Genomic DNA, 19225 nt, shown 5'->3' on the forward strand with positions numbered 1-19225 from the left:
ACGATGGCACCGTTTGGGTTTAAGGGGATGCTACTGTTCGGAGTTATAAGGTGGAAGCAACAAAATATTCTTAGTTATATACAAAAGTCGAAATAGGATTCGATCCCTTTGGGGAGATTTGTCGATTGCACGGAGAAAATGCGCCCCAACCGATCGCCTTGCCCATGAATCTGCCTGGGGCCTGGGAAGGCGCTGTGCCAGTGGGAGGCGAATGAACAAAGGGGAGGCATCAGCCTCCCCTTGGGTAGTGTGGCGCAGAGGTCAGAGGGTGAGCGCCCGCCCAGCGCGACTAGATCACTCTCTTCAGTAACCCAGGGTGAAGCGCTGGCGCAGGTGAGCCGGTTGTTCCGCTTCGTTGAGCACGGCATCCGCCAGATCCCCGACTGTGATCCCGGCAGGCTTGTCGCCGTCAAAGAGCACCTGATCGCCCCCGAGACGGTAGCCGCCGCGCTTCTCGCCGGGTTCGAGGAACACCGGCGGGGAGACGAAGCGCCAGTCGAGGGTCGTTTCGCGGCGAAGGGCGGTGAGACCGTCGCGGGCCGCCAGGGCGCCTTGCTTCCACTCGGCCGGGAAGTCAGGGGTATCCACCAGCTGCACGCCGGGGGCTATCTCCAGGCTGCCGGCACCGCCGACCACCAGCAGCCAGCCGTGGGCGGCGTTGGCTGCCTCGACGATGGCGCTGGCGCCCTTGAGGTACTGATCATGGATATCCGGTGCGGTCCAGCCCGGGTTGTAGGCGCTGATCACCCTATCGTGCCCCTTGAGCACGTCGGCCAGCGCCTGCGGGTTCTGGGCATCCACCGCCACCGCCCGGACCTGCGGGTGGGGGGTCAGCTTGCTGGTGTCGCGGACGATGGCGGTGACGCTGTGGCCACGGCTGACGGCCTCATTGAGGATGGCTGAACCGACAAAACCGCTGGCACCTATGAGGGCAATTTTCATGGATATCTCTCCTTCACTGTGGGAATGAGGCTATCCTACGCCCCCGGATGTGATTTAATAATCCTCTGTAAATTGCATTCACTTGTAAGCTGGATTTAATAATGGATCAGCTCAGACGTTACGCCATCTTCGCCGCCGTGGTGGAGGCGGGCACCATGACGGGGGCCGCCAAGGCCCTCGGCATGACCCCCTCCGCCGTCAGCCAGCACATCGGCCAGCTGGAGAGCCTGCTCGGCCTGCCTCTGCTCCATCGCTCCACCCGTCGCCTCAGCCTGACGGAGGCGGGGGAGGTGGTGTGGCAGGGGTGCCAGTCCCTGCAACAGACCCTCAACCAGACCGAGCTGCGCCTCTCGGAAGTGCGCGACAGCCTGCTCGGGGAGGTGCGGATCACCGCCCCCGTGGGGATGGCGGGCCAGCCGCTGGCGCTGGCCTTGTCGCCCCTGTTGCAGGCCCACCCGGGCCTGTGCATCCAGATCATCGCCGACGACGAGAAGCGGGATCTCATTGCCGAGCGCATCGACGTGGCGCTGCGGGTCGGCTCCCTGCCGGACTCCACCCTGGTGGCCCGCAAGCTGGGCCAGACTCGGATGCTGCTGTGCGCCGCCCCCGCCTACCTGGCGCGCAAGGGGACGCCGCGCACCCCGGCCGATCTGGCCGTGCACGACTGGCTCTGCGGCGACATGCTGGGGAGCGGCTTGCTGCTCCTTGACGAGCGGGGGGGCGAGCACAGGGTGAGGTGCAAACCCAGGGTGCAATGCAACAACGTGCTGCCCCTGCGCCAGTTTGCCCTGGCGGGGCAGGGGATCTCCCTGCAACCCGAGGGGGAAGTTGTAGAGGATCTCGCCCAGGGCCGCCTGCTCGCCTTGCTGCCAGGCTTTCGGGTGCCGCCCATGGAGATCCACGCCATCACCCCCCAGCGGGAGATCCCGGAGAAGGTGCGCCGGGTGATCACCGCCTTGCGCAGCCATTTCGCCGAACCCGGGGGGGCGGCGCGCCCCATGTAGTGTCGACCAACAGCAGAGGGCAGCCCGTTGGCTGCCCCCTGTGGATCCCGCTTGCCCCGGTGCTACTTCATGTAGAGGCCGCCGTTGATGGCCAGGGTCTCCCCCGTGATATAGGCCCCTGCTTCGCTGGCGAGGAAGGCCACGGCGGCGGCTATCTCCTCCGGCTTGGCGAGGCGGCGCATGGGAATGTCGGCCTTGATGCTGTCGAGGATGTCGGTGCGGATCGCCGCCACCATGGGGGTGGCGGTGTAGCCGGGGGCGATGGCGTTGACCGTGACCCCGAAGCGGGCCCCCTCCGCCGCCAGCGCCTTGGTGAATCCCAGCATGCCCGCCTTGGCCGCCGAGTAGTTGACCTGACCGAACTGCCCCTTCTGACCGTTGACCGAGGAGATGTTGATGATGCGGGCATCGCGTTGCTCGCACATGGCATCGAACAGCGGCTGGGTCACGTTGTAGAGGCTGCACAGGTTGGTGTGGATCACCTCGAACCACTGATCCGGCGCCATCCGCTTGAAGGCCCCATCCCGGGTGATGCCGGCGTTGTTGACCAGCACGTCCACTCGGCCCTCCTCCTGCAGCAGGCGGCCCAGGGTCTCGCGGCACATGGCGGTGTCGGCCACATCCAGCGCCAGCAGCCGCACCCGATCCGGCTGATACCCCTGCTCCTGGTACCACTCCCGTGCAGCGGCGGCATTGACGCTGGAGTGGGTGGCGATGATGCGATACCCCTGGGCCAGCAAGGCGGTGGTGATGGCGGATCCGATGCCGCCACGGGCTCCGGTGATCAAGGCAATCTTCTTCATCTTGGCTCTCCCTGCATGTCACGAGTTGAATGGTGCCCCTGGGGCAATTGACAACCTTGTCTGCAAACAATGTGGCAGGGAAAGGCGTCATTTTTGTGACAGGGGAGCGTCTGGGGGCAAGGTACTTGCGAGCGGGAGCCGGGCCGCACAAGGCTTGCCCCCGGCACGGCGGCCATGTTTAATGTGGCCACTTGGGCGAATGCGCCCCTTCGCCGGCACAGAGCCCGACCACAGCATGACAAGCTTCCCCGCCTTCCCAGACCCGGCGCCACAGACGCGCCCCCATTTCACCCGCATCGAGCGGGTGCTCGACTACATTCACACCCACCTGGATCAGCCCCTGTCGCTGGAGCAACTGGCCGAGCAGAGCTGCTGGTCGCGCTGGCAGTTGCAGCGGGTCTTCCTGCATGAGACCGGCCAGACGGTGGCCCACTATGTGCGCGAGCTGAAGTTGAGCCTGGCGGCGGAGGCGCTGCTCTCGAGCCGTCAGCGGGTGCTGGATCTGGCGCTGAACCACGGTTTTGGCTCGGAAGTCAGCTTCAGCCGGGCCTTCAAGCAGCACTTTGGCTGCTCCCCCCTGGCCTATCGCAAGCGGGGCCTGCGGCTGGGGCTGCGCACTCCCCTGGTGCGGGCCCCCATGCCCCTGGCCAGCCCTCCCAGGCTGGTGCAGGTGCGGGTGGAGAGCCGGCCGGGGTTCACCCTGCACGGCGTCAGGGGGGAGATCCGGGGCCTCTTTGCGAAGGCGCCGGACTTTCAGCAGACGGTGCCCGCCATCTGGGGGGCCTGGCGCGAGGCGGGGGGGCGCCTGTCGTCCAGCGAGCTGCTGGGGGTGGTGGACGTCTCGGGGGCGGGGGAGCGGCTGCCCTACTGGGCCGGGGTGGCGGCAGAGGAGGGGAGTGAGCCCGGCCCCGGGCTGGCGCGCCTTCGGGTTCCCTCCCAGGAGTATGCGGTGCTGGGTCACCTGGGCCCCATCAGCCAGCTGGGGCAGAGCCTCAACTGGTTTATCCTGCACTGGCTGCCCTCCTCCAGCTATCGCGGGCTGGATGGCTTCGAGCTGGAGCGCTATGCCCCGGGCTTTGACGGCCAGCAGCCCGATGCCTCCATGGAGTACTGGCTGCCCATATCACCCCGCTAGGCTCGGCAACGGGGTCCTTCATACCGCCCGTATGACACCAGATAACCAGCCCCGTCAGTCTGCCGGGTGAACCCGGTTCTTGCCCGCCTCCTTGGCCTGATAGAGTGCCCGATCGACCCTTGCTATCAGGTTCGCGGCCGATTCATGGCGCCACTGCCCCAGCCCCGCCGAGAAGGTCACCACCAGCCCCGCCTCTCGCCATTGACGTTGCAGGACCCGTTGGCGCCAGCGCTCCAGCAGGGCCAGTGCCTGGGCTTCGTCCTCCCCGGGGATCAGGATGGCCAGCTCCTCCCCGCCGTAGCGGTAGAGCCTGGCCAGGCCGTCGGCCACCGTCACCCCTTCCTGCGCCACGGCCTGGAGGACGCGGTCGCCCACCAGGTGTCCCAGCTGATCGTTGATGGCCTTGAAGTTGTCCAGATCTATCATGCCGAGGGAGAAGGGGAGGCCGTCGGCCAGATGGCTGGCCAGATCCTGATCGAAGCTGCGGCGATTGAAGAGGCCGGTCAGGGCATCCGTGTTGGAGGCGGCGACCGCCTCCTGCATCTGGTGATGGGCGCTCTGGATCTCCTGGCGCAGCAGCTCTCCTGGCTTGCTCATGTCGATGCGGCCAACGCGCATCAGGGCGATGATCTCGACGATCATCTTGTTGATGGCATGGCGCAGGGAGCCCCAGCAGAGCAGGCAGATCAGCAGGCAACCCGCCACGGCGATCTGCAACTGATAGGATTCGCTGTGGCTGGCCTCCTTGAATTCGGCGTCGCTGACGGTGTAGATGGCGAACCAGTCCGGGTTGGAGAAGGCATAGTAGTAGACATGGGTCTGGTGCTCGGCGTCATAGAGATGGTCGGCCCCGTTGGTCATCTGCGCGATGAGCTGCGGCGCCAGCTGGCGGCGAAACAGGTTGCCCACATTGGAATGCAGCAGGGTGTCGCCGCTGCGGGCGATGAGATAGAACTCCCCCTTGAGGGGGCTCTTGAGCAGGCGCAGGGGATGGCTCATCTGCTCGAGATCGAGCTCCATGGCCAGGGTGCCGAGGGGAAAGCCCTCCTTGTCGACGATGGGTCGGGAGACGGAGACGGTCCGCTGCTGGTCGATTCTGCTGGCGTAGTGGTCCGTGTAGCTGACGAAGAGGGTGCGGGAGGCGGCGGACTTGAACCAGGACCGCTCCCTGGCATCAAAGCCCGCCTCGACCGGCAGGTGGGGGACAGAGTTGAAGCGCCCCTGCTGATCGGCGACCAGGATGCTTTTCACATAGGGGGTGAGGGACAACGTTTGCATCAGGGTCATGCGAAGGGGGGCGTGCCCGTCGCTGAGGAAGGCCTGCAGGGCGGGCTTGTCGATGAAGCTGCCGGTCTCGTTGAGGACGTGCTCCAGCGGCTTGAATTGCAACGCGATGAACTGGGTCGCCATGTTGTGCACGAACATGGCGGCCACCTTGTGATACTTCACTTCGGCCGCACGCTGGATGCTGCAACTGACCCCCACCAGGGCGGTGAGCAGGGTCAGCACTATCACCGCAAAGGAGACGTGGAGCTGGGTGTGGCAGTGCAGATCTTTATTGATGGTGTCATTCATTGGGGTGATCGTATGCCTTGTATCGTCTCAAACAGGACTGATAAAAGGGGCCGCATACTATCGCCATCCCTGTCAGCAGGGCTTGACCCGGATCAAGGGTGTGGATGAAAAAGGAGCAACTGCTCTAAAGCGAAGGCCGGATACGGGCGCTGATCCGGCCCGGTTCGGCCGGCAGGATAGGGGGCCTTGAGGCCACCCCGGCGAAAGCGCGCTAGGTTACACCCTCTCCATTTGGCTTCCCCTGCACTCTGTTTCACTCGTCACGCAGTCAGATGGCGCTCTTCTTCCCCCCTTTCTTTGTCACTGACCCGCCAACATGCCCCAAATTGTTAATTCCGCGGCAAATTAGAACAATAAAATGCAAATGATATTTGTTACTATTCACATGCAGTAGGCAGTCGAGGATCAGATGCAACTTGTTCACCCCCCATTGACCGTGGTCGCCGCGACCATCTCCACCCTGTTGGCAGGCTCTGTGCTGGCCGCCGCGCCCGGCAGCCAGGACGCGGCGCTGGCCGACGAGACCCTGACCGTGCTGGGTCAGACCTATCGCAACACGGCGACCAAGACCCGGCTTGACCCCATAGAGACGCCCCAGGCGATCTCGGTCGTGGAGAGCGAGACTCTGGAACAGCGCGGCGTCAGCTCGGTGAGCGAGGCGCTGCGTTACGTGCCCGGGGTCAATACCGAGCTGCGGGGCGGGGCGGTCAACCGGCTGGATCTGTTCAACATCCGCGGCTTTGACAACTACCAGAACTTCTATGACGGCCTCTTGCTGCAATACAACGAGTGGAACCTGCAACCCCAGATAGATCCTGTGGCCATCGAGCAGCTGGAGGTGTTCAAGGGGCCGACCTCGGTGCTCTACGGCAGCATGCCCCCCGGCGGCATGGTCAACCTCATTGCCAAGCGCCCCCAGCGGGAAGCCAAGCATAACGTCAGCGTGGCGACGGGGACGGGCACCCTCAAGGAGATGACCCTCGACAGCACAGGTGCCATCAACGAGCAGCTCGCCTATCGGGTGGTGGGGCTGGCCCGCCAGAAAGAGGGCCAGGCGGTGACCTCCGAAGAGGAGCGCTACGTCTTCGCGCCCTCCCTGGACTGGCAGTTGAGCGACCGCACCCTGCTGAACCTCAACCTCTACTACCAGAAGGATCCGCAAGCCGGCATCTACACCACTGTGCCCGCCAGCGGCTCGGTCAAGTCCAACCCCCTGGGGCAGCTTGGCAGCGACACCTTCCTCGGCGACGAGAACTGGAACGAGTACAACCGGGATGTGACCCTGCTCGGCTACAAGCTGAGCCACGACTTCAACGCCAACTGGCAGGTGCTGCAAAATGCCCGCTACATGGATGCCTCCGCCTATCAGCGCAACACCTACAACGCGGCTCTGGCGGCGGACAACCGCACCCTGGCCCGCAACGCCTATCTCACCGATGAGGCGTCCCGCGGTTTTGTCATCGACAACCAGCTGGCGGGCAAGGTGCAGACCGGCGGTGCCCAGCACAACCTGTTGCTCGGGGTCGATTACCAATATCTGGACGCGCGCATCCTCTATCAGGACACCCTCGACTACTCGGCGCCCAGCATCGACATCTTCAACCCGGACCACAACCAGATCCGGCCGGATGCCCTGACCTTCTCCTATGAGGATCGCAAGACCATTCGCCAGTCCCAGACCGGCGTCTATCTGCAGGATCAGGTGCGCCTCGACCGGCTGGTGGCCATAGGCGGCGCCCGCTACGACAGCTACCGGATGGACACCGACAGCCGCGGCCTCTACCTGGGAGCCGCCAGCCAGTCCCTGGCCCAGATCGATCAAGACAACCTCTCCTTCCGCCTCGGCGCCCTCTATGAGCTGGATTATGGCTTGTCCCCCTATGTGAGCTATGCCGAGAGTTTCGAGCCGGTGCCGGGGGCGGACAAGAGCGGCAAGGCGTTCGATCCCGCTACCGGCCACCAGTGGGAGGGGGGGCTCAAGTTCCTCTCCGAGGACATGAGCAAGACGGCCACGATCTCGGCGTTCCATATCACCAAGGAGAACGCCCTGGTGACGGATCCTGATAACGTCTACGGGCCCAAGCTGCAGACCGGCGAAATTGTCTCCAGGGGGATAGAGCTGGAGGGGCGCGCGGATCTCACCAGCCGGCTGGATCTGGCGCTGAGCTATACCCTTCAGGACATGGAGATCACCAAGGACACCACCGACTTGCAGGGCAAGACCCCGGTCTGGGTGCCCAGGCAGATGGCCTCCTTGTGGAGCAACTACCTGCCGGGCGGCAGCCTGGAGGGAATGCGGGTCGGCGCCGGCCTGCGCTACGTGGGGGAGGCCGAAATGGATGCCGCCAACACCGACACAGTGCCGGATTATCTGCTGATGGACATGTCCGCCTCCTATGATCTCGCCGCCCTCAGCGCGAGCATGAAGGGGGTGGGGGTATCGCTTAGCGCCAGCAACCTGCTGAACAAGACCTACTACTCCTGCTACGACCAGAACAACTGCTGGTTCGGGGCTGAGCGCAATGTGGAGGCTCGACTCAAATACGCATTCTGACCTTGCGCCCCGGACCTGCGCCGGGGCACGCCCTGCCTCGCGACCCAGGCGTCCTGGCGGTGAACACCGAACATGCCCTGCCTCGTGGACTCGGTGCCCTGGCGGTGCACAGCCAGCATAGCCTGCTGGCGGAGCACGACGCCCTGTTTGAGGCGGCGGCCGGGCTTATCCCCTCTCTCAAGGGGCGGCTGGCGGGGGAGAGCCCCGCTCTGCTGACGGCCCCCCCTCATGGTGCCCCGAACGAGGTGGCGGCTGCCCTGCATGGTCACTGGCAGCAGGCGCACCCGGAGGCGGGGGCGGCCTACTGGCTGACCCGCAGCTGGGGCATGCTCTGCTGGCAGTCCATCTACCTCGCCATGGTGGCCGTCTATCGGGTGGGTGCCGTGCCCGCCCTGGATCGCATGGGGCAGGGCTATCAGGAGGGGCTGGTGTCCGGCTTCAGCCTGCCGGCGGAGCCCATGATCAAGGGGGAGGTGAAGACCCTGATCAAGGCGGCGGGGGAACGGCTCCAGGCCCACTGGCAGGCATTGTTCGCGCTGCTTGGGGAGGTGCAGCGGCTGCGCCCCGGTTTCGTGCGCCCGCTCCTGGCGGACGATCTGCTGGCGGCCCTGGTGCGGGTGCCGGATTTCTTCGACGAGGTGAGCCCGGCGGTGGTCGAAGCCCATGCGCCGCTCTGGCTCGCCGCCTGCGGCCTGCCCGCCGGGCATCTGGCGGGCTGGCGCCCGGCCTCACTCCCCCGGGATGAGGCCTTCCCTGGCTATGTGCGCCAGCGCTGCTGCCTGCACTACAGGCGAGGGGATGGGGAGCTTTGCGGCAACTGCCCGAGGCGGCAGGGGGCCGCCGGCTGCGGCGAGGGATCCTGAGGCCCCAGAGCACAGGCCCATGGAAAAGAGAGCGTGAACGCCGCCCCTGGGGCGGCGTTTTCATGCCCTGTCATTGCTCGGCCATCTGGGTGCGAATGCGCTCGAACAGGCTCTGCAGGCAGGGCTGATCCCGATCCGCGGCCCGCACGGCCCCGTACATATGGCGGCGGATCCCGGTGCCCAGGGGACGCGCCTCGAGCAGGCCCTGGCGCACGAACTCCTCGCTGGCCCAGCGAGGCAGGGCGGCGACACCGAGCCCGGCGGCGGCCATCTGCAGCATGACCGAGGTGTTGTCCACCGGCTTGCAGCGGGCGGGCTCCACCCCGGCGGGTTGCAGGAAGCGGCTGAACACGTCCATGCGGGCCCGCTCCACCGGGTAGACCAGCAGCACCTCCTGCCGCAGATCGGTCGGCACTATCTGCGTCTGATGGCAGAGGGGGTGATCGGGGGCCATCACCAGGGTGAGATCGAAGGCGAACAGGGGCTCGAAGTGGAGATCCCCGCGCGCCTGCACGTCCGAGGTGAGCAGCAGATCGAGCTGGCCGCCGAGCAGGGCGCTGATGGCATCGAAGCCGGGCACCGACTCCACCTCCAGCGCCACCCCGGGCCACTGGCGGCGAAAGCCCGGCAACAGCGGCAGCAGCCACTGGATGCAGCTGTGGCAATCCAGCGCCAGATGCAGCCTGCCCGCATCCCCGCTGTGCAGGGCCAGCAGCTGGCGCTCGGTCTGGGCCAGGGCGGGCAGCACCTGACGGGCCAGGGCGAGCAGATGCTGGCCGGCCGCCGTCAGCACCAGGGGGCGGCTCTTGCGAAGAAACAGCTCCAGATTGAGGCGGGTCTCCAGCTCTTTGAGCTGGTGGGAGAGGGCGGACTGGGTGAGGTTGAGGCTGAGGGCCGCCCCCGCCAGAGAGCCCTGTTCGGCCAGGGCACTGATGGTCTTCAGGTGCTTGAGATCGATGCCCGCGTTAGTGTTCTGATGGCTGGTCGACTGGTTGGGCACACCCATGGCACTGCTCCTTTGTGCGTCAGTTGAGGATTTCTTGAGAGCCAGTTGAAGAGGATTCAATAGCCAAGGTCACCTTATCTCGTCACTCTAGATGTGTAAACATCTGGATGGCTAAATCATCCAGTTTCCCATCAGATGAATGAGCATAAGGAATTGGACCTATGACACGAGCACACACCCTGGGCTTCCCCCGCATCGGCGCCAAGCGCGAGTTGAAATTTGCCCTGGAATCCTACTGGCGTGGCGAGACCACCCAGGCCGAGCTGGTCGCCGTGGGCAAGAGCCTGCGTGAGCGCCACTGGCAGGCGCAACGCACCGCCGGGGTCAACCTGCTGCCGGTGGGCGACTTCGCCTGGTACGATCAGGTGCTCGGCACCAGCCTGCTGGTGGACGCCGTGCCTGCCCGTCACCGCCACGGCGACACCGATCTCGACACCCTGTTCCGGGTCGCCCGTGGCCGTGCACCGACCGGCCCGGCTGCCGCCGCCGCCGAGATGACCAAGTGGTTCAACACCAACTATCACTATCTGGTGCCCGAGTTCAGCCGCGACCAGCGCTTCAAGCTGGGCTGGAGCCAACTGTTTGACGAAGTCGAAGAGGCCAAGGCGCTGGGGCTGCCGGTCAAGGCGGTGCTGCTGGGCCCTGTCTCCTACCTCTGGCTCGGCAAGGAGAAAGAGAGCGGCTTCTCTCGTCTGGAACTGCTCGATCGCCTGCTGATCGTCTATCAGGAGATCCTGGCGAAGCTGGCAGCACAAGGGGTGGAGTGGGTACAGATAGACGAGCCTGCCCTGGCGCTGGACTTGCCGGACGAGTGGCGTCTGGCCTATCTCAATGCCTATGAGCGCCTGGCAGGCCCCTGCAAGCTGCTGCTCACCACCTATTTCGGCTCAGTCGCCCATCAGCGCGACATCATCACCAGCCTCAAGGTGGATGGCCTGCACCTGGATCTGGTGGCCGCCCCCGAGCAGCTGGAGACGCTGGTGCCGCATTTACCGGCTCAGTGGGTCCTCTCTGCTGGGGTCATCAACGGCCGCAACGTCTGGCGTGCCAACCTGGGCAAGCTGGCGCCGACCCTCAAGGTATTGAAAGAGAAGATTGGCGAGCGCCTCTGGGTGGCCTCCTCCTGCTCATTGCTGCACAGCCCGGTGGACTTGACCCTGGAGCACGAGCTGGATCCTCAGACCCGCAGCTGGTTCGCCTTCGCCCTGCAAAAGTGCTACGAGCTGGGGCTGCTGGCGGACTATCTCGACGGGGGCGAGCTCGACAAAATCGAGGCCTACAGCCAGCCCATCGTCGATCGGGAGTCCGACAGCCGGGTCCACAAGAAAGCGGTGCAGTCACGGCTCGCCAGCCTCACCAACAGCGACTTCGACCGCCAGAGCACCTACCCGGTACGGGCGCAGGCGCAGCGCTCGGATCTCAAGCTGCCGCTCCTGCCCACCACCACCATAGGCTCCTTCCCGCAGACCTCCGACATCCGGTTGCTGCGCCAGGAGTGGCGGGCTGGTCGCATCGACGATAGCGCCTACGAGGCGGGCATCCAGGCCCAGATCAAGGATGCAATTGAGCGCCAGGAAGCCATAGGGCTGGACGTGCTGGTACACGGCGAGGCCGAGCGCAACGACATGGTGGAGTATTTCGGGGAACTGCTGGACGGCTTTGCCATCACCCGCTTTGGCTGGGTGCAGAGCTATGGCTCCCGCTGCGTCAAGCCGCCGGTGATCACCCGTGACATCGACAGACCCACCCCCATGACGCTCGAATGGACGAAGTTTGCCCAGAGCCTGACCGACAAGCCGGTGAAGGGGATGCTGACCGGGCCCGTGACCATACTCTGCTGGTCCTTCCCCCGGGAAGACGTGAGCCGCGAGCAGTCCGCCCTGCAGATTGGTCTCGCCATTCGCGACGAGGTGGCTGACTTGGAAGCCGCCGGCATCAAGATCATCCAGATCGACGAACCGGCGATCCGCGAAGGGCTGCCCCTGCGCAAGCAGGATCACCAGGCTTATCTGGACTGGGCGGTGCGCGCCTTCCGTCTGAGCGCCTGCCCTGTGGTGGACAGCACCCAGATCCACACCCACATGTGCTACAGCGACTTCAACCTCATCATAGAGGCGGTGGCGGCGCTGGACGCGGATGTCATCACCATAGAGACGAGCCGCAGTCAGATGCAGCTGCTCGAAGCGTTCGAGCGCTTCAACTACCCCAACGAGATCGGCCCTGGGGTCTACGATATCCACTCCCCGAATGTGCCGAGCCAGGGCTGGATTGAGGACCTCATCCGCAAGGCGGCCAAGCAGATCCCGGCCGACAGGCTCTGGGTCAACCCGGACTGCGGCCTCAAGACCCGCGGCTGGGAAGAGACCGAGGCTGCCCTCAAGGTGATGGTCGATGCCACCAAGGCGCTGCGGGCCGAACTGGCCTGAGCAGCCCATCCAGCTAGCTCGGTAGACAAGGCAAGAGCACTGAGATAACGAGAGAGGGAAGGCGAAAGCCTTCCCTCTTTTTTTGCATGATGATCTTAAGCCCCTCAGAGCCGCAGGGGAGGGCAGGTTGGCGGGCAGGGTGCCGGGTTTTGCGCCCGCTGCCAATCCCGCGTCGACGCCTCGGCCAGCCTGCTCAGGTCGAGGGGGATGGCATTGCGATCCCCGATCACCGGATTGAGGTGAGCCGCCCCCGGGATCCGGAGGCCGCGATGACACTCGTGTTGGTACTGGACGGGGGAACTGGCTAGAATTGCGCATTTGAAATAAATGTTATCGTCTTCGGGAGCAGGATGCAGTTCAGGGATTTTTTGCCGGTATCGACCAATACCAGCCTCAAAGAGAGTTGTTACGGCGCCCTCGGCGCCTTCGTCGGTTTGCTGGGCACCGCCCTGCTCTGCCAGTGGGGGCTGGGGCTCGAGGTGCACTGGCTGATCGCCCCCATGGGGGCCTCCGCCGTGCTGCTGTTTGCCGCCCCGGCGAGCCCCCTGGCCCAGCCCTGGTCCATCCTGGTGGGCAACGGAGTCTCGGCCCTGATGGGGGTACTGAGTGCCAGCCTGGTGCCGGACATGGCTCTTGCCTCGGCGCTGGCGGTGATGCTGGCCATCGCCGTCATGTTCCTCACCCGCAGCCTGCACCCGCCCGGCGGCGCCGTGGCCCTGACCGCCGTCATCGGCGGCGAGGGGATCCGGGCGCTGGGGGTCGGCTATGTGCTGCTGCCGGTGCTGCTCAACTCCCTGCTGTTGCTGAGCCTGGGGCTGCTCTACAACCGCGCCTTGGGGCGCCGTTATCCCAATGGCGGCAAGGTGGCGCCCAATCGTCACCAGACGGCGGATCCCCAGCCGAGCGCGCGGCTCGCCACCCAGGACATCGACTTTGCCCTGGACAAGCACGGGGAGCTGCTCGACATCAGCCGCCAGGATCTGCAGGAGCTGCTGCAGGAGGCCCAGTTGCACGCCCTGCGGGGGCGAGTGGGCACGGTGCGCTGCCAGGAGGTGATGTCGCGGGATCTGGTGGTGACCTCCCCAGAGGCGTCCGCCATGACGGCCTGGGAGCTGCTCTCTCGCCATCAGATCAAGGCGCTTCCGGTGGCGGACGAGGGGGGCCTATTGGCGGGCATCATCACCCTGCATGATCTGATGATCGACAGGGAGAGCCGCCAGCCCAGGGGGCGGGAGGCGCTCGAGCAATTGCGGGTGGCGGATCTGATGACCCGGGAGGTGCAGACGGCGCGGCGCTACCAGCCCCTCTACGATCTGGTGGAAGCCTTCTCCGACGGGGGCCTGCACCACATGCCGGTGGTGGAAGGGGAGCGGCTGGTGGGCATCATCACCCAGTCCGACATGGTGGCGGCCCTCTTCACCCTGGCCATGCAACCCGGGCAGGCGGAGGAGTCGCCCGTCTGTGAGCCATAAGAGTGAGCCATAAGAAGCGGGCCCCTCGCGGGGCCCGTGTCGTTCAGGGGTTGCGGTAGACGGTCTCCCCCATGAAGACCGTCTGCTCGACCCGGGTCTGGGCAATCTGCTCCGGCGTGCCGGCCTTGACCAGGGCGAACAGGTCCCGGTCCAGCACGATGAAGTCCGCCGACTTGCCCGCCTCGATGGAGCCGGTGATGTCGCCCTGACGCACCGCCCTGGCGCCGTTGATGGTGTAGGCGGCCAGCATCTCGGCCAGGGAAGTGCGCTGACTGGCCCTGAAGTCGCCGCTGCCGGCCGCCTTCACTATGCCGGCGGCCATGTTTTCGAACGGGCGCGGATCCCGGCTGTCCACCGGGGCGTCGCTGCCCGCCACCAGCACGGCGCCGGCCTGGCGCGAACTCTCGACCGGGTAGAGGGCGTCATGGAGATAGCCCATGGGGTCGTAGATGGCCTCGCTCAGGGACTGTCCCACCCTGGTTGGCTGGATGAAGGGGCTGACCAGCATGTCGTAGGCAAGCTGGGGCGTGGTCCAGGCATAGGTGAAGGTGAGGTAGAGGCCAAGCTCGCCGAGGCGTTTCTGATCGTCCGGGTGCACCACCTGCAGGTGGGCCAGGGTGTGGGGGATGCCGCTGTTCCCGTTGCTGGCGCGGGCCGCCTCCAGGGCATCGAGGGCCACCCGGGTGCTGCGATCGCCGATGCTGTGCATGTGGATGCCAAATCCGGCCCCATCCAGCGCCGTGACGTAACGCGCCAGATCCACCTCCTTGTAGTTGACTATGCCGTTGCTGCCCGCATCCTCGCTGTCTGCAGTGATGCTCACCTCGCCGCTGTCGGGATCCAGGGCCAGATGGGGATGATGGTAGTTCCCCAGCATGCCGGCATTGGGCAGGAAGGGGGGACTGGTGAAGGGATCCCCCTCCAGCACGCCGTCGAGGAAGATCTTGACCGCATCGGCCTTGATGAGGGGGTTGCCGGCGAAGGCGTCGCGCACCTGGTTCGCCTTGGCCAGGTGCCCGTCGATGTCCAGCTTGCCGCTGTAGTCATCCTGGTTGAAGCAGGTGGCGGCGGTGACGCGCATGTGCAGCAGATCCTGGTCCTGCATCTTGAGCAGCCGCCCCCGGATGAAGTCGTTGGCGCAGGCATCCTGCACCCCAGTGATGCCGCGGGAGGCCATCAGCGTCGAGATGGCGGGGAGTATCTTGTCATACTGCGCCTGTGCCTGTTCCCCCTCCGCGCTCAGCACCCCGGTGTCGGGGACCGCAATGGCGCTGCGGGCCGCGTCCCGGACCACGCCGGTTGCGAGATCCACATAGGGGATGAAGGCCTCGAACACGCCGCCCGGTGCCAGGGTGGTGGCATTGAAGCCGACCACATTGCCGTCCTCGTCCTGTGCCTGCGCCAGCGCCTGGGAGTTGTAGCCGCCCGCATGGCCGTCGACCCCGGCCAGCATCACGGGGTTGTTCGGCGCCGCCGCATCCAGGGCCGCCAGCAGGGTGGCATGGGTGGCAGTGGGGGTGTTGCCGTCATAGGGCGACCACTGGTTGACCACCAGCCACTCCCCGGGAGCCGGGGCGTAGCGGGGCAGGCACTCGCCGATCTTGGCCGCGAGCTGATCCAGGTTGACGCTCTGGCCGTCCAGATCGCACATGTCGAGCGCCACGGTGCCGAGCAGGTGGATGTGGTTGTCGTGCAGGCCAGGCAGCACCATCTTCCCTTGCAGATCCACCACCTGGGTCGCACTGTTTTGCAAGGCCTCGGCCCCTGCGCGGGAGCCCACGTAGGTGAACTTGCCCCCTTGCACCACCATGGCCTCGGCCTGGCTGCGTTGCCCATCCTGGGTGTGGATCTTGCCGTTGAGATAGAGGGTGTTGCCGGGGGGCGGTTCACTGCTGTCTTGCTGGCAGCCGAGCAGGCCGCTCACCAGCAGGGCGATGGCGCCCAGCCTGAGACGGGGGTGTTTGCTATCCATAGCGCGCTCTCCTTGGGTTAATTGCAGTTTTTACTGCAGATATGAGCACTTATGGTTATCGCAGCTATTCTGAAAAATGCCAGTGATTGCTGCACTTTTTTTGACTTGTGTTTACCTTGTCTCATCATGTAGTTATGAGAACCAGTCGCCCCCTGGGGGCGGATACCGCATCGGGGGAAGAGAATGTCACAACACGTGCTGCCGGCTGAACTTTGCATGCGGCGCCAACCCAGACAGCTGCGCAGCCAGGAGGTGGCGAGCCGGATCGAGCAGGCCACCCTGGTCCTGTTGCAGGAGCAGGGGTTTGCGGCCCTCAACACCAATGCCATCGCCGCCCGCGCCGGGGTGGGCATCAAGTCGCTCTACCACCTGTTTCCCAACAAGGAGGCCATCATCTGCCGGCTGGCCCTGGCCTGGCTTTCGGCGGTGTGCGAGGCGCAGGAGATCATCCGCGAGCAGGCCGACAGCTGGCCGCAGACCCTGCTGATGCTGGACGAGGCGCTGGAGGCGCTGGATGAGCGCTTCGTCGGGTACGGGGCGCTGTGGCAGGCGATGGATCTCATTCCCGCCCTGCACGGGGTCGAGCAGGAGCACGAGGGGCGACAGGTCACCTTCTGGTCCGAGCGGCTGCGCCACTTTGGCTGCCGCTGGCCCGAGCCCGAGCTCACCACCCTGGTGCGCTATTTCTACCGGACCGCGGACGTGGCCAAGCAGTGCACCAAGGGGCAGGGGGAGGCGGGGGCGCAGCTGTGGCTGCTGCACAGACGCTGGAGCGAGCAGCTGATGATGGCGGCCATCGAAGAGCCGGATCCCGCCCGGGTCTGGCAGTCGATGCCGGGGCTGGCGCCGGGTGGCCCGGTTCCTGCGAAGGGGGACGAATAAAGAGAGGGGGTGCCAGGCACTCCCTCTGTTGCATCTGGCATTGCGCCCTGGGGGCTAGCCGTAGCGGGCCAGGGTTAGCCCCTCGTCGCTGATGGCGGGAGCGTTGCCCGAGATGAGATCGGCCAGCAAGCGACCCGAGCCTGCCGCCATGGTCCAGCCCAGGGTGCCGTGACCGGTGTTGAGCCAGAGCCCGGGGATGGGGCTGGGGCCCACCAGGGGTGTGCCGTCCGGGGTCATGGGGCGCAGCCCGGTCCAGAACTCGGCCCGGGGGAGATCGCCCCCCTCGGGGAAGAGATCCCTCACCACCATGGCCAGGGTGTCGTGGCGTCTGGGGTTGAGCGCCAGATTGAAGCCGCTGAGCTCGGCCATGCCGCCGACCCGGATCCGCTCGTCGAAGCGGGTGATGGCCACCTTGTAGGTTTCGTCGAGCACAGTGCTGCGCGGCGCCCCGGCGGCGTCCGTCATCGGCAGGGTGAGGGAGTAGCCCTTGACCGGGTAGACGGGGAGCTCTATCCCGAGTGGGCGCAGGAAGCCGGTGCCATAGCTGCCCAGGGCGCAGACGATGGCATCGGCCTGCCAGCGCCGCTCACCGGCACGGACCGCCACGGCGCGTCCCTGGGCGAGTTCTACCTCGTCGATGGGGCAGTCGAAGACGAACTCCACCCCGAGGCGCGCCGCCTCCGCCGCCAGGGCTTGGGTGAAGCGGAAGCAGTCCCCCGTCTCGTCCCCCGGCAGGCGCAGGCCCCCCACTATCTTGCCGCGTACCCGGGCCAGGGCGGGCTCTACCTCTTCACAGCCGCTGGCATCCAGCGCCTCATAGGGCACGCCGTACTCTTCCAGCACCTCGATATCCCGCTTGCTGGCCTCACACTGGGCCGTGCTTCGAAACAGCTGCAGGGTGCCAAGCTGGCGGCCTTCGTAATCCAGTGCCAGCTCGTCGCGCAGCAACTTCATGCAGTCCCGGCTGTATTCGGCCAGACGCACCATGCGCCCCTTGTTGGTGGCATAGGCCGCCGGGGTGCAGTTGGCGAACATCTTCAGCATCCAGCGCAGCTGGAAGGGATCCGAGGTGGGGCGTACCGTGAAGGGGGCGTGCTTTTGCAGCAGCCATTTGGCCGCCTTGAGCGGGATGCCCGGGGCCGCCCAGGGGGAGGCATAGCCGGGGGAGATCTGACCCGCATTGGCATGGCTGGTCTCCAGTGCCACCCCGCCGCGTCGCTCCAGCAGGGTCACCTGATGGCCCGCCTTGGCCAGATACCAGGCGCTGGCCACCCCTATCACCCCACCCCCCAATACGACTATCTTCATCACGTCATCCTTGCCATTGAACATACCAGATTGAATCCTTCGGCAACCCGGGTCCAGCCGACCGGGGTTGCGGGCTGGGCATCACGTTATCATCGGCAGCGGGATCAGCAAATCCGCTTGCTTGAAAATGTGATTTATCACTGCGTTAACATTTATCGCCAGTGTTTCATCATCGTTTTTCATGCCTTGCTGATGTTTGCTGCTGGAAATGGAAGGGGCGATCCTTGCCATCGGCGCAAGGGTCAGGGGAGGGGCAGGAGCCAGGAGGTCGGCCACAAAAAAACCGCAGGCGAGCGGCCTGCGGTCCGGGGAGATCCGCTTATTGCGCCGAGAAGAGCTTGGGGCGCGGGGTGGACTGGGCGGTCAGGGTCATGCGGCCCGAGGTTTCCAGCCAGGTTCTGATCTTCTTGGCGTCGGCCACCCGCTCATCCGTGGTGTTGGCGTGAAGCAGCACCATGACCACGGGCTCATTGTTGACCCGGGTGTCCATCACCAGGCAGCGACCCGCCTCGCGGATGTAGCCGGTCTTGGAGACCATGATGGGCCAGCTCCCTTCCCGCACCAGGCGGTTGGAGTTGTGGTACTGCATCTGGCGTTTGCCGTTGCGCACCAGTCTGTGCTCTGTGGTGGAGTACTGACGGATCAGCGGGTAGCTGGAGGCGCTGGCCACCAGCTTGGCGAGATCGTGGGCGCTGGAGACATTGCGGGGGTTGAGCCCGGTACTGTCGGCGAAATGGGTGCTCCACATGCCGAGCATGCGGGCCTTGGCGTTCATCGCCTCGATAAAGGCGCGGCGGCCGCCGGGGTAGTGTCTGGCCAGGGCCGAGGCGGCCCGGTTTTCCGACGACATCAGGGCGATGTGCAGCATGTCGGCGCGACTGAGGCGGGAGCCTATGGCCAGGCGGGAGCCGGTGCCCTTGATCCTGTCCACATCGTCCATGGTGACGGTGAGCATCTCGTTGAGGCGCTGGTTGCCATCCAGCACCACCAGCGCCGTCATCAGCTTGGTGATGGAGGCGATCGCCATCACCCGGTTGGCGTTGCGTTCAGCCAGGATCTCCCCGGTTCTGGGATTGGCAACCACGAAGGCATCGGATCCCAGGGCGAGATTGGTGCGTGGTGCTATCAGGCTGTTGGTGGAGGAGGAGGTCGCAGAAAACGGGTTGGCATGGGCGCTTTCCATGCTGGCGGGAAGGAGGAAGGCGCCGAGCAGCAGGGGAAGAAAAGGACGAAGGTTCATGGTTTGGCTCTACTACGACTGACAGGGACATTTGGCTAAGTTA

The 19225-nt window shown here is 65.4% G+C and carries 15 protein-coding genes; 7 read left to right on the forward strand and 8 right to left on the reverse strand.

Translation table 11 applies throughout. The features are described 5' to 3' along the window. Window positions 1-303: 303 nt before the first annotated feature. Entirely contained in the window at window positions 304-942 is a 639-nt protein-coding gene (locus tag AC3WR3_RS09875; RefSeq protein ID WP_492291757.1) for an NAD(P)-dependent oxidoreductase, read from the reverse strand. A gap of 101 nt (window positions 943-1043) precedes the next feature. On the opposite strand from AC3WR3_RS09875, the gene AC3WR3_RS09880 reads away from it, so the two are divergent. Continuing rightward, entirely contained in the window at window positions 1044-1946 is a 903-nt protein-coding gene (locus tag AC3WR3_RS09880) for a LysR family transcriptional regulator (protein ID WP_492291758.1), read from the forward strand. 62 nt (window positions 1947-2008) lie between these two features. Here AC3WR3_RS09880 and AC3WR3_RS09885 read toward each other — a convergent pair whose 3' ends face one another. Then, on the reverse strand, window positions 2009-2749 hold the full coding sequence (locus AC3WR3_RS09885) for an SDR family oxidoreductase (protein WP_139439566.1): 741 nt from the start codon (window positions 2747-2749) through the stop codon (window positions 2009-2011). Window positions 2750-2984: 235 nt separating this feature from the next. On the opposite strand from AC3WR3_RS09885, the gene AC3WR3_RS09890 reads away from it, so the two are divergent. Continuing rightward, on the forward strand, window positions 2985-3884 hold the full coding sequence (locus AC3WR3_RS09890) for a helix-turn-helix domain-containing protein (protein ID WP_492291759.1): 900 nt from the start codon (window positions 2985-2987) through the stop codon (window positions 3882-3884). A gap of 54 nt (window positions 3885-3938) precedes the next feature. Here AC3WR3_RS09890 and AC3WR3_RS09895 read toward each other — a convergent pair whose 3' ends face one another. Next, window positions 3939-5459 (reverse strand): sensor domain-containing diguanylate cyclase, encoded by a 1521-nt coding sequence (locus tag AC3WR3_RS09895; protein WP_492291760.1) that lies wholly within the window; start codon window positions 5457-5459, stop codon window positions 3939-3941. A gap of 409 nt (window positions 5460-5868) precedes the next feature. Between AC3WR3_RS09895 and AC3WR3_RS09900 the strand changes: the two genes are divergently transcribed. Both AC3WR3_RS09900 and AC3WR3_RS09905 read left to right on the forward strand, forming a co-directional pair. After that, window positions 5869-8013: a TonB-dependent siderophore receptor gene (locus AC3WR3_RS09900; protein WP_492291761.1), complete on the forward strand. Its 2145-nt coding sequence runs from the start codon at window positions 5869-5871 to the stop codon at window positions 8011-8013. A 77-nt stretch (window positions 8014-8090) separates the two neighbouring features. After that, window positions 8091-8876: a siderophore ferric iron reductase gene (locus tag AC3WR3_RS09905; RefSeq protein WP_492291810.1), complete on the forward strand. Its 786-nt coding sequence runs from the start codon at window positions 8091-8093 to the stop codon at window positions 8874-8876. Window positions 8877-8946: 70 nt separating this feature from the next. On the opposite strand, the gene AC3WR3_RS09910 is transcribed toward AC3WR3_RS09905, so the two are convergent. Then, on the reverse strand, window positions 8947-9882 hold the full coding sequence (locus AC3WR3_RS09910; protein WP_492291762.1) for a LysR substrate-binding domain-containing protein: 936 nt from the start codon (window positions 9880-9882) through the stop codon (window positions 8947-8949). Between the two features lie 161 nt (window positions 9883-10043). Between AC3WR3_RS09910 and metE the strand changes: the two genes are divergently transcribed. Both metE and AC3WR3_RS09920 read left to right on the forward strand, forming a co-directional pair. Next, window positions 10044-12308 carry a 5-methyltetrahydropteroyltriglutamate--homocysteine S-methyltransferase gene (gene metE, locus AC3WR3_RS09915; protein WP_202045888.1) on the forward strand — a complete coding sequence of 755 codons (2265 nt, stop codon included), beginning with the start codon at window positions 10044-10046 and terminating at the stop codon, window positions 12306-12308. Between the two features lie 350 nt (window positions 12309-12658). Next, window positions 12659-13780, forward strand: a complete 1122-nt coding sequence (locus AC3WR3_RS09920; RefSeq protein WP_492291763.1) for an HPP family protein — start codon at window positions 12659-12661, stop codon at window positions 13778-13780. Window positions 13781-13823: 43 nt separating this feature from the next. Here AC3WR3_RS09920 and AC3WR3_RS09925 read toward each other — a convergent pair whose 3' ends face one another. Continuing rightward, on the reverse strand, window positions 13824-15752 hold the full coding sequence (locus AC3WR3_RS09925) for an amidohydrolase (RefSeq protein WP_492291764.1): 1929 nt from the start codon (window positions 15750-15752) through the stop codon (window positions 13824-13826). A 183-nt stretch (window positions 15753-15935) separates the two neighbouring features. On the opposite strand from AC3WR3_RS09925, the gene AC3WR3_RS09930 reads away from it, so the two are divergent. Continuing rightward, window positions 15936-16634: a TetR/AcrR family transcriptional regulator gene (locus AC3WR3_RS09930; RefSeq protein WP_492291765.1), complete on the forward strand. Its 699-nt coding sequence runs from the start codon at window positions 15936-15938 to the stop codon at window positions 16632-16634. A gap of 54 nt (window positions 16635-16688) precedes the next feature. On the opposite strand, the gene AC3WR3_RS09935 is transcribed toward AC3WR3_RS09930, so the two are convergent. The 3 genes from AC3WR3_RS09935 to pbpG form a co-directional block, all read right to left on the reverse strand. Further along, the gene (locus tag AC3WR3_RS09935) at window positions 16689-17942 is read right to left on the reverse strand and encodes a D-amino acid dehydrogenase (protein ID WP_427230192.1); all 1254 of its coding nucleotides are present in this window, start codon (window positions 17940-17942) and stop codon (window positions 16689-16691) included. An 81-nt stretch (window positions 17943-18023) separates the two neighbouring features. Then, window positions 18024-18218, reverse strand: a complete 195-nt coding sequence (locus AC3WR3_RS09940; protein WP_429107695.1) for a hypothetical protein — start codon at window positions 18216-18218, stop codon at window positions 18024-18026. 43 nt (window positions 18219-18261) lie between these two features. Beyond that, the gene (gene pbpG, locus AC3WR3_RS09945) at window positions 18262-19182 is read right to left on the reverse strand and encodes a D-alanyl-D-alanine endopeptidase (protein ID WP_247625982.1); all 921 of its coding nucleotides are present in this window, start codon (window positions 19180-19182) and stop codon (window positions 18262-18264) included. Window positions 19183-19225: the final 43 nt, after the last annotated feature.

It is taken from the genome of Aeromonas sp. EU05-FHT14A05 (assembly GCF_058791175.1).

What these genes read in the sequence shown, in the direction of transcription:
- AC3WR3_RS09875 (WP_492291757.1), bottom strand. Translation starts at nt 942, where the DNA reads ATGAAAATTGCCCTCATAGGTGCCAGCGGTTTTGTCGGTTCAGCCATC.
- AC3WR3_RS09880 (WP_492291758.1), top strand. Translation starts at nt 1,044, where the DNA reads ATGGATCAGCTCAGACGTTACGCCATCTTCGCCGCCGTGGTGGAGGCG.
- AC3WR3_RS09885 (WP_139439566.1), bottom strand. Translation starts at nt 2,749, where the DNA reads ATGAAGAAGATTGCCTTGATCACCGGAGCCCGTGGCGGCATCGGATCC.
- AC3WR3_RS09890 (WP_492291759.1), top strand. Translation starts at nt 2,985, where the DNA reads ATGACAAGCTTCCCCGCCTTCCCAGACCCGGCGCCACAGACGCGCCCC.
- AC3WR3_RS09895 (WP_492291760.1), bottom strand. Translation starts at nt 5,459, where the DNA reads ATGAATGACACCATCAATAAAGATCTGCACTGCCACACCCAGCTCCAC.
- AC3WR3_RS09900 (WP_492291761.1), top strand. Translation starts at nt 5,869, where the DNA reads ATGCAACTTGTTCACCCCCCATTGACCGTGGTCGCCGCGACCATCTCC.
- AC3WR3_RS09910 (WP_492291762.1), bottom strand. Translation starts at nt 9,882, where the DNA reads ATGGGTGTGCCCAACCAGTCGACCAGCCATCAGAACACTAACGCGGGC.
- metE (WP_202045888.1), top strand. Translation starts at nt 10,044, where the DNA reads ATGACACGAGCACACACCCTGGGCTTCCCCCGCATCGGCGCCAAGCGC.
- AC3WR3_RS09920 (WP_492291763.1), top strand. Translation starts at nt 12,659, where the DNA reads ATGCAGTTCAGGGATTTTTTGCCGGTATCGACCAATACCAGCCTCAAA.
- AC3WR3_RS09925 (WP_492291764.1), bottom strand. Translation starts at nt 15,752, where the DNA reads ATGGATAGCAAACACCCCCGTCTCAGGCTGGGCGCCATCGCCCTGCTG.
- AC3WR3_RS09930 (WP_492291765.1), top strand. Translation starts at nt 15,936, where the DNA reads ATGTCACAACACGTGCTGCCGGCTGAACTTTGCATGCGGCGCCAACCC.
- AC3WR3_RS09935 (WP_427230192.1), bottom strand. Translation starts at nt 17,942, where the DNA reads ATGAAGATAGTCGTATTGGGGGGTGGGGTGATAGGGGTGGCCAGCGCC.
- pbpG (WP_247625982.1), bottom strand. Translation starts at nt 19,182, where the DNA reads ATGAACCTTCGTCCTTTTCTTCCCCTGCTGCTCGGCGCCTTCCTCCTT.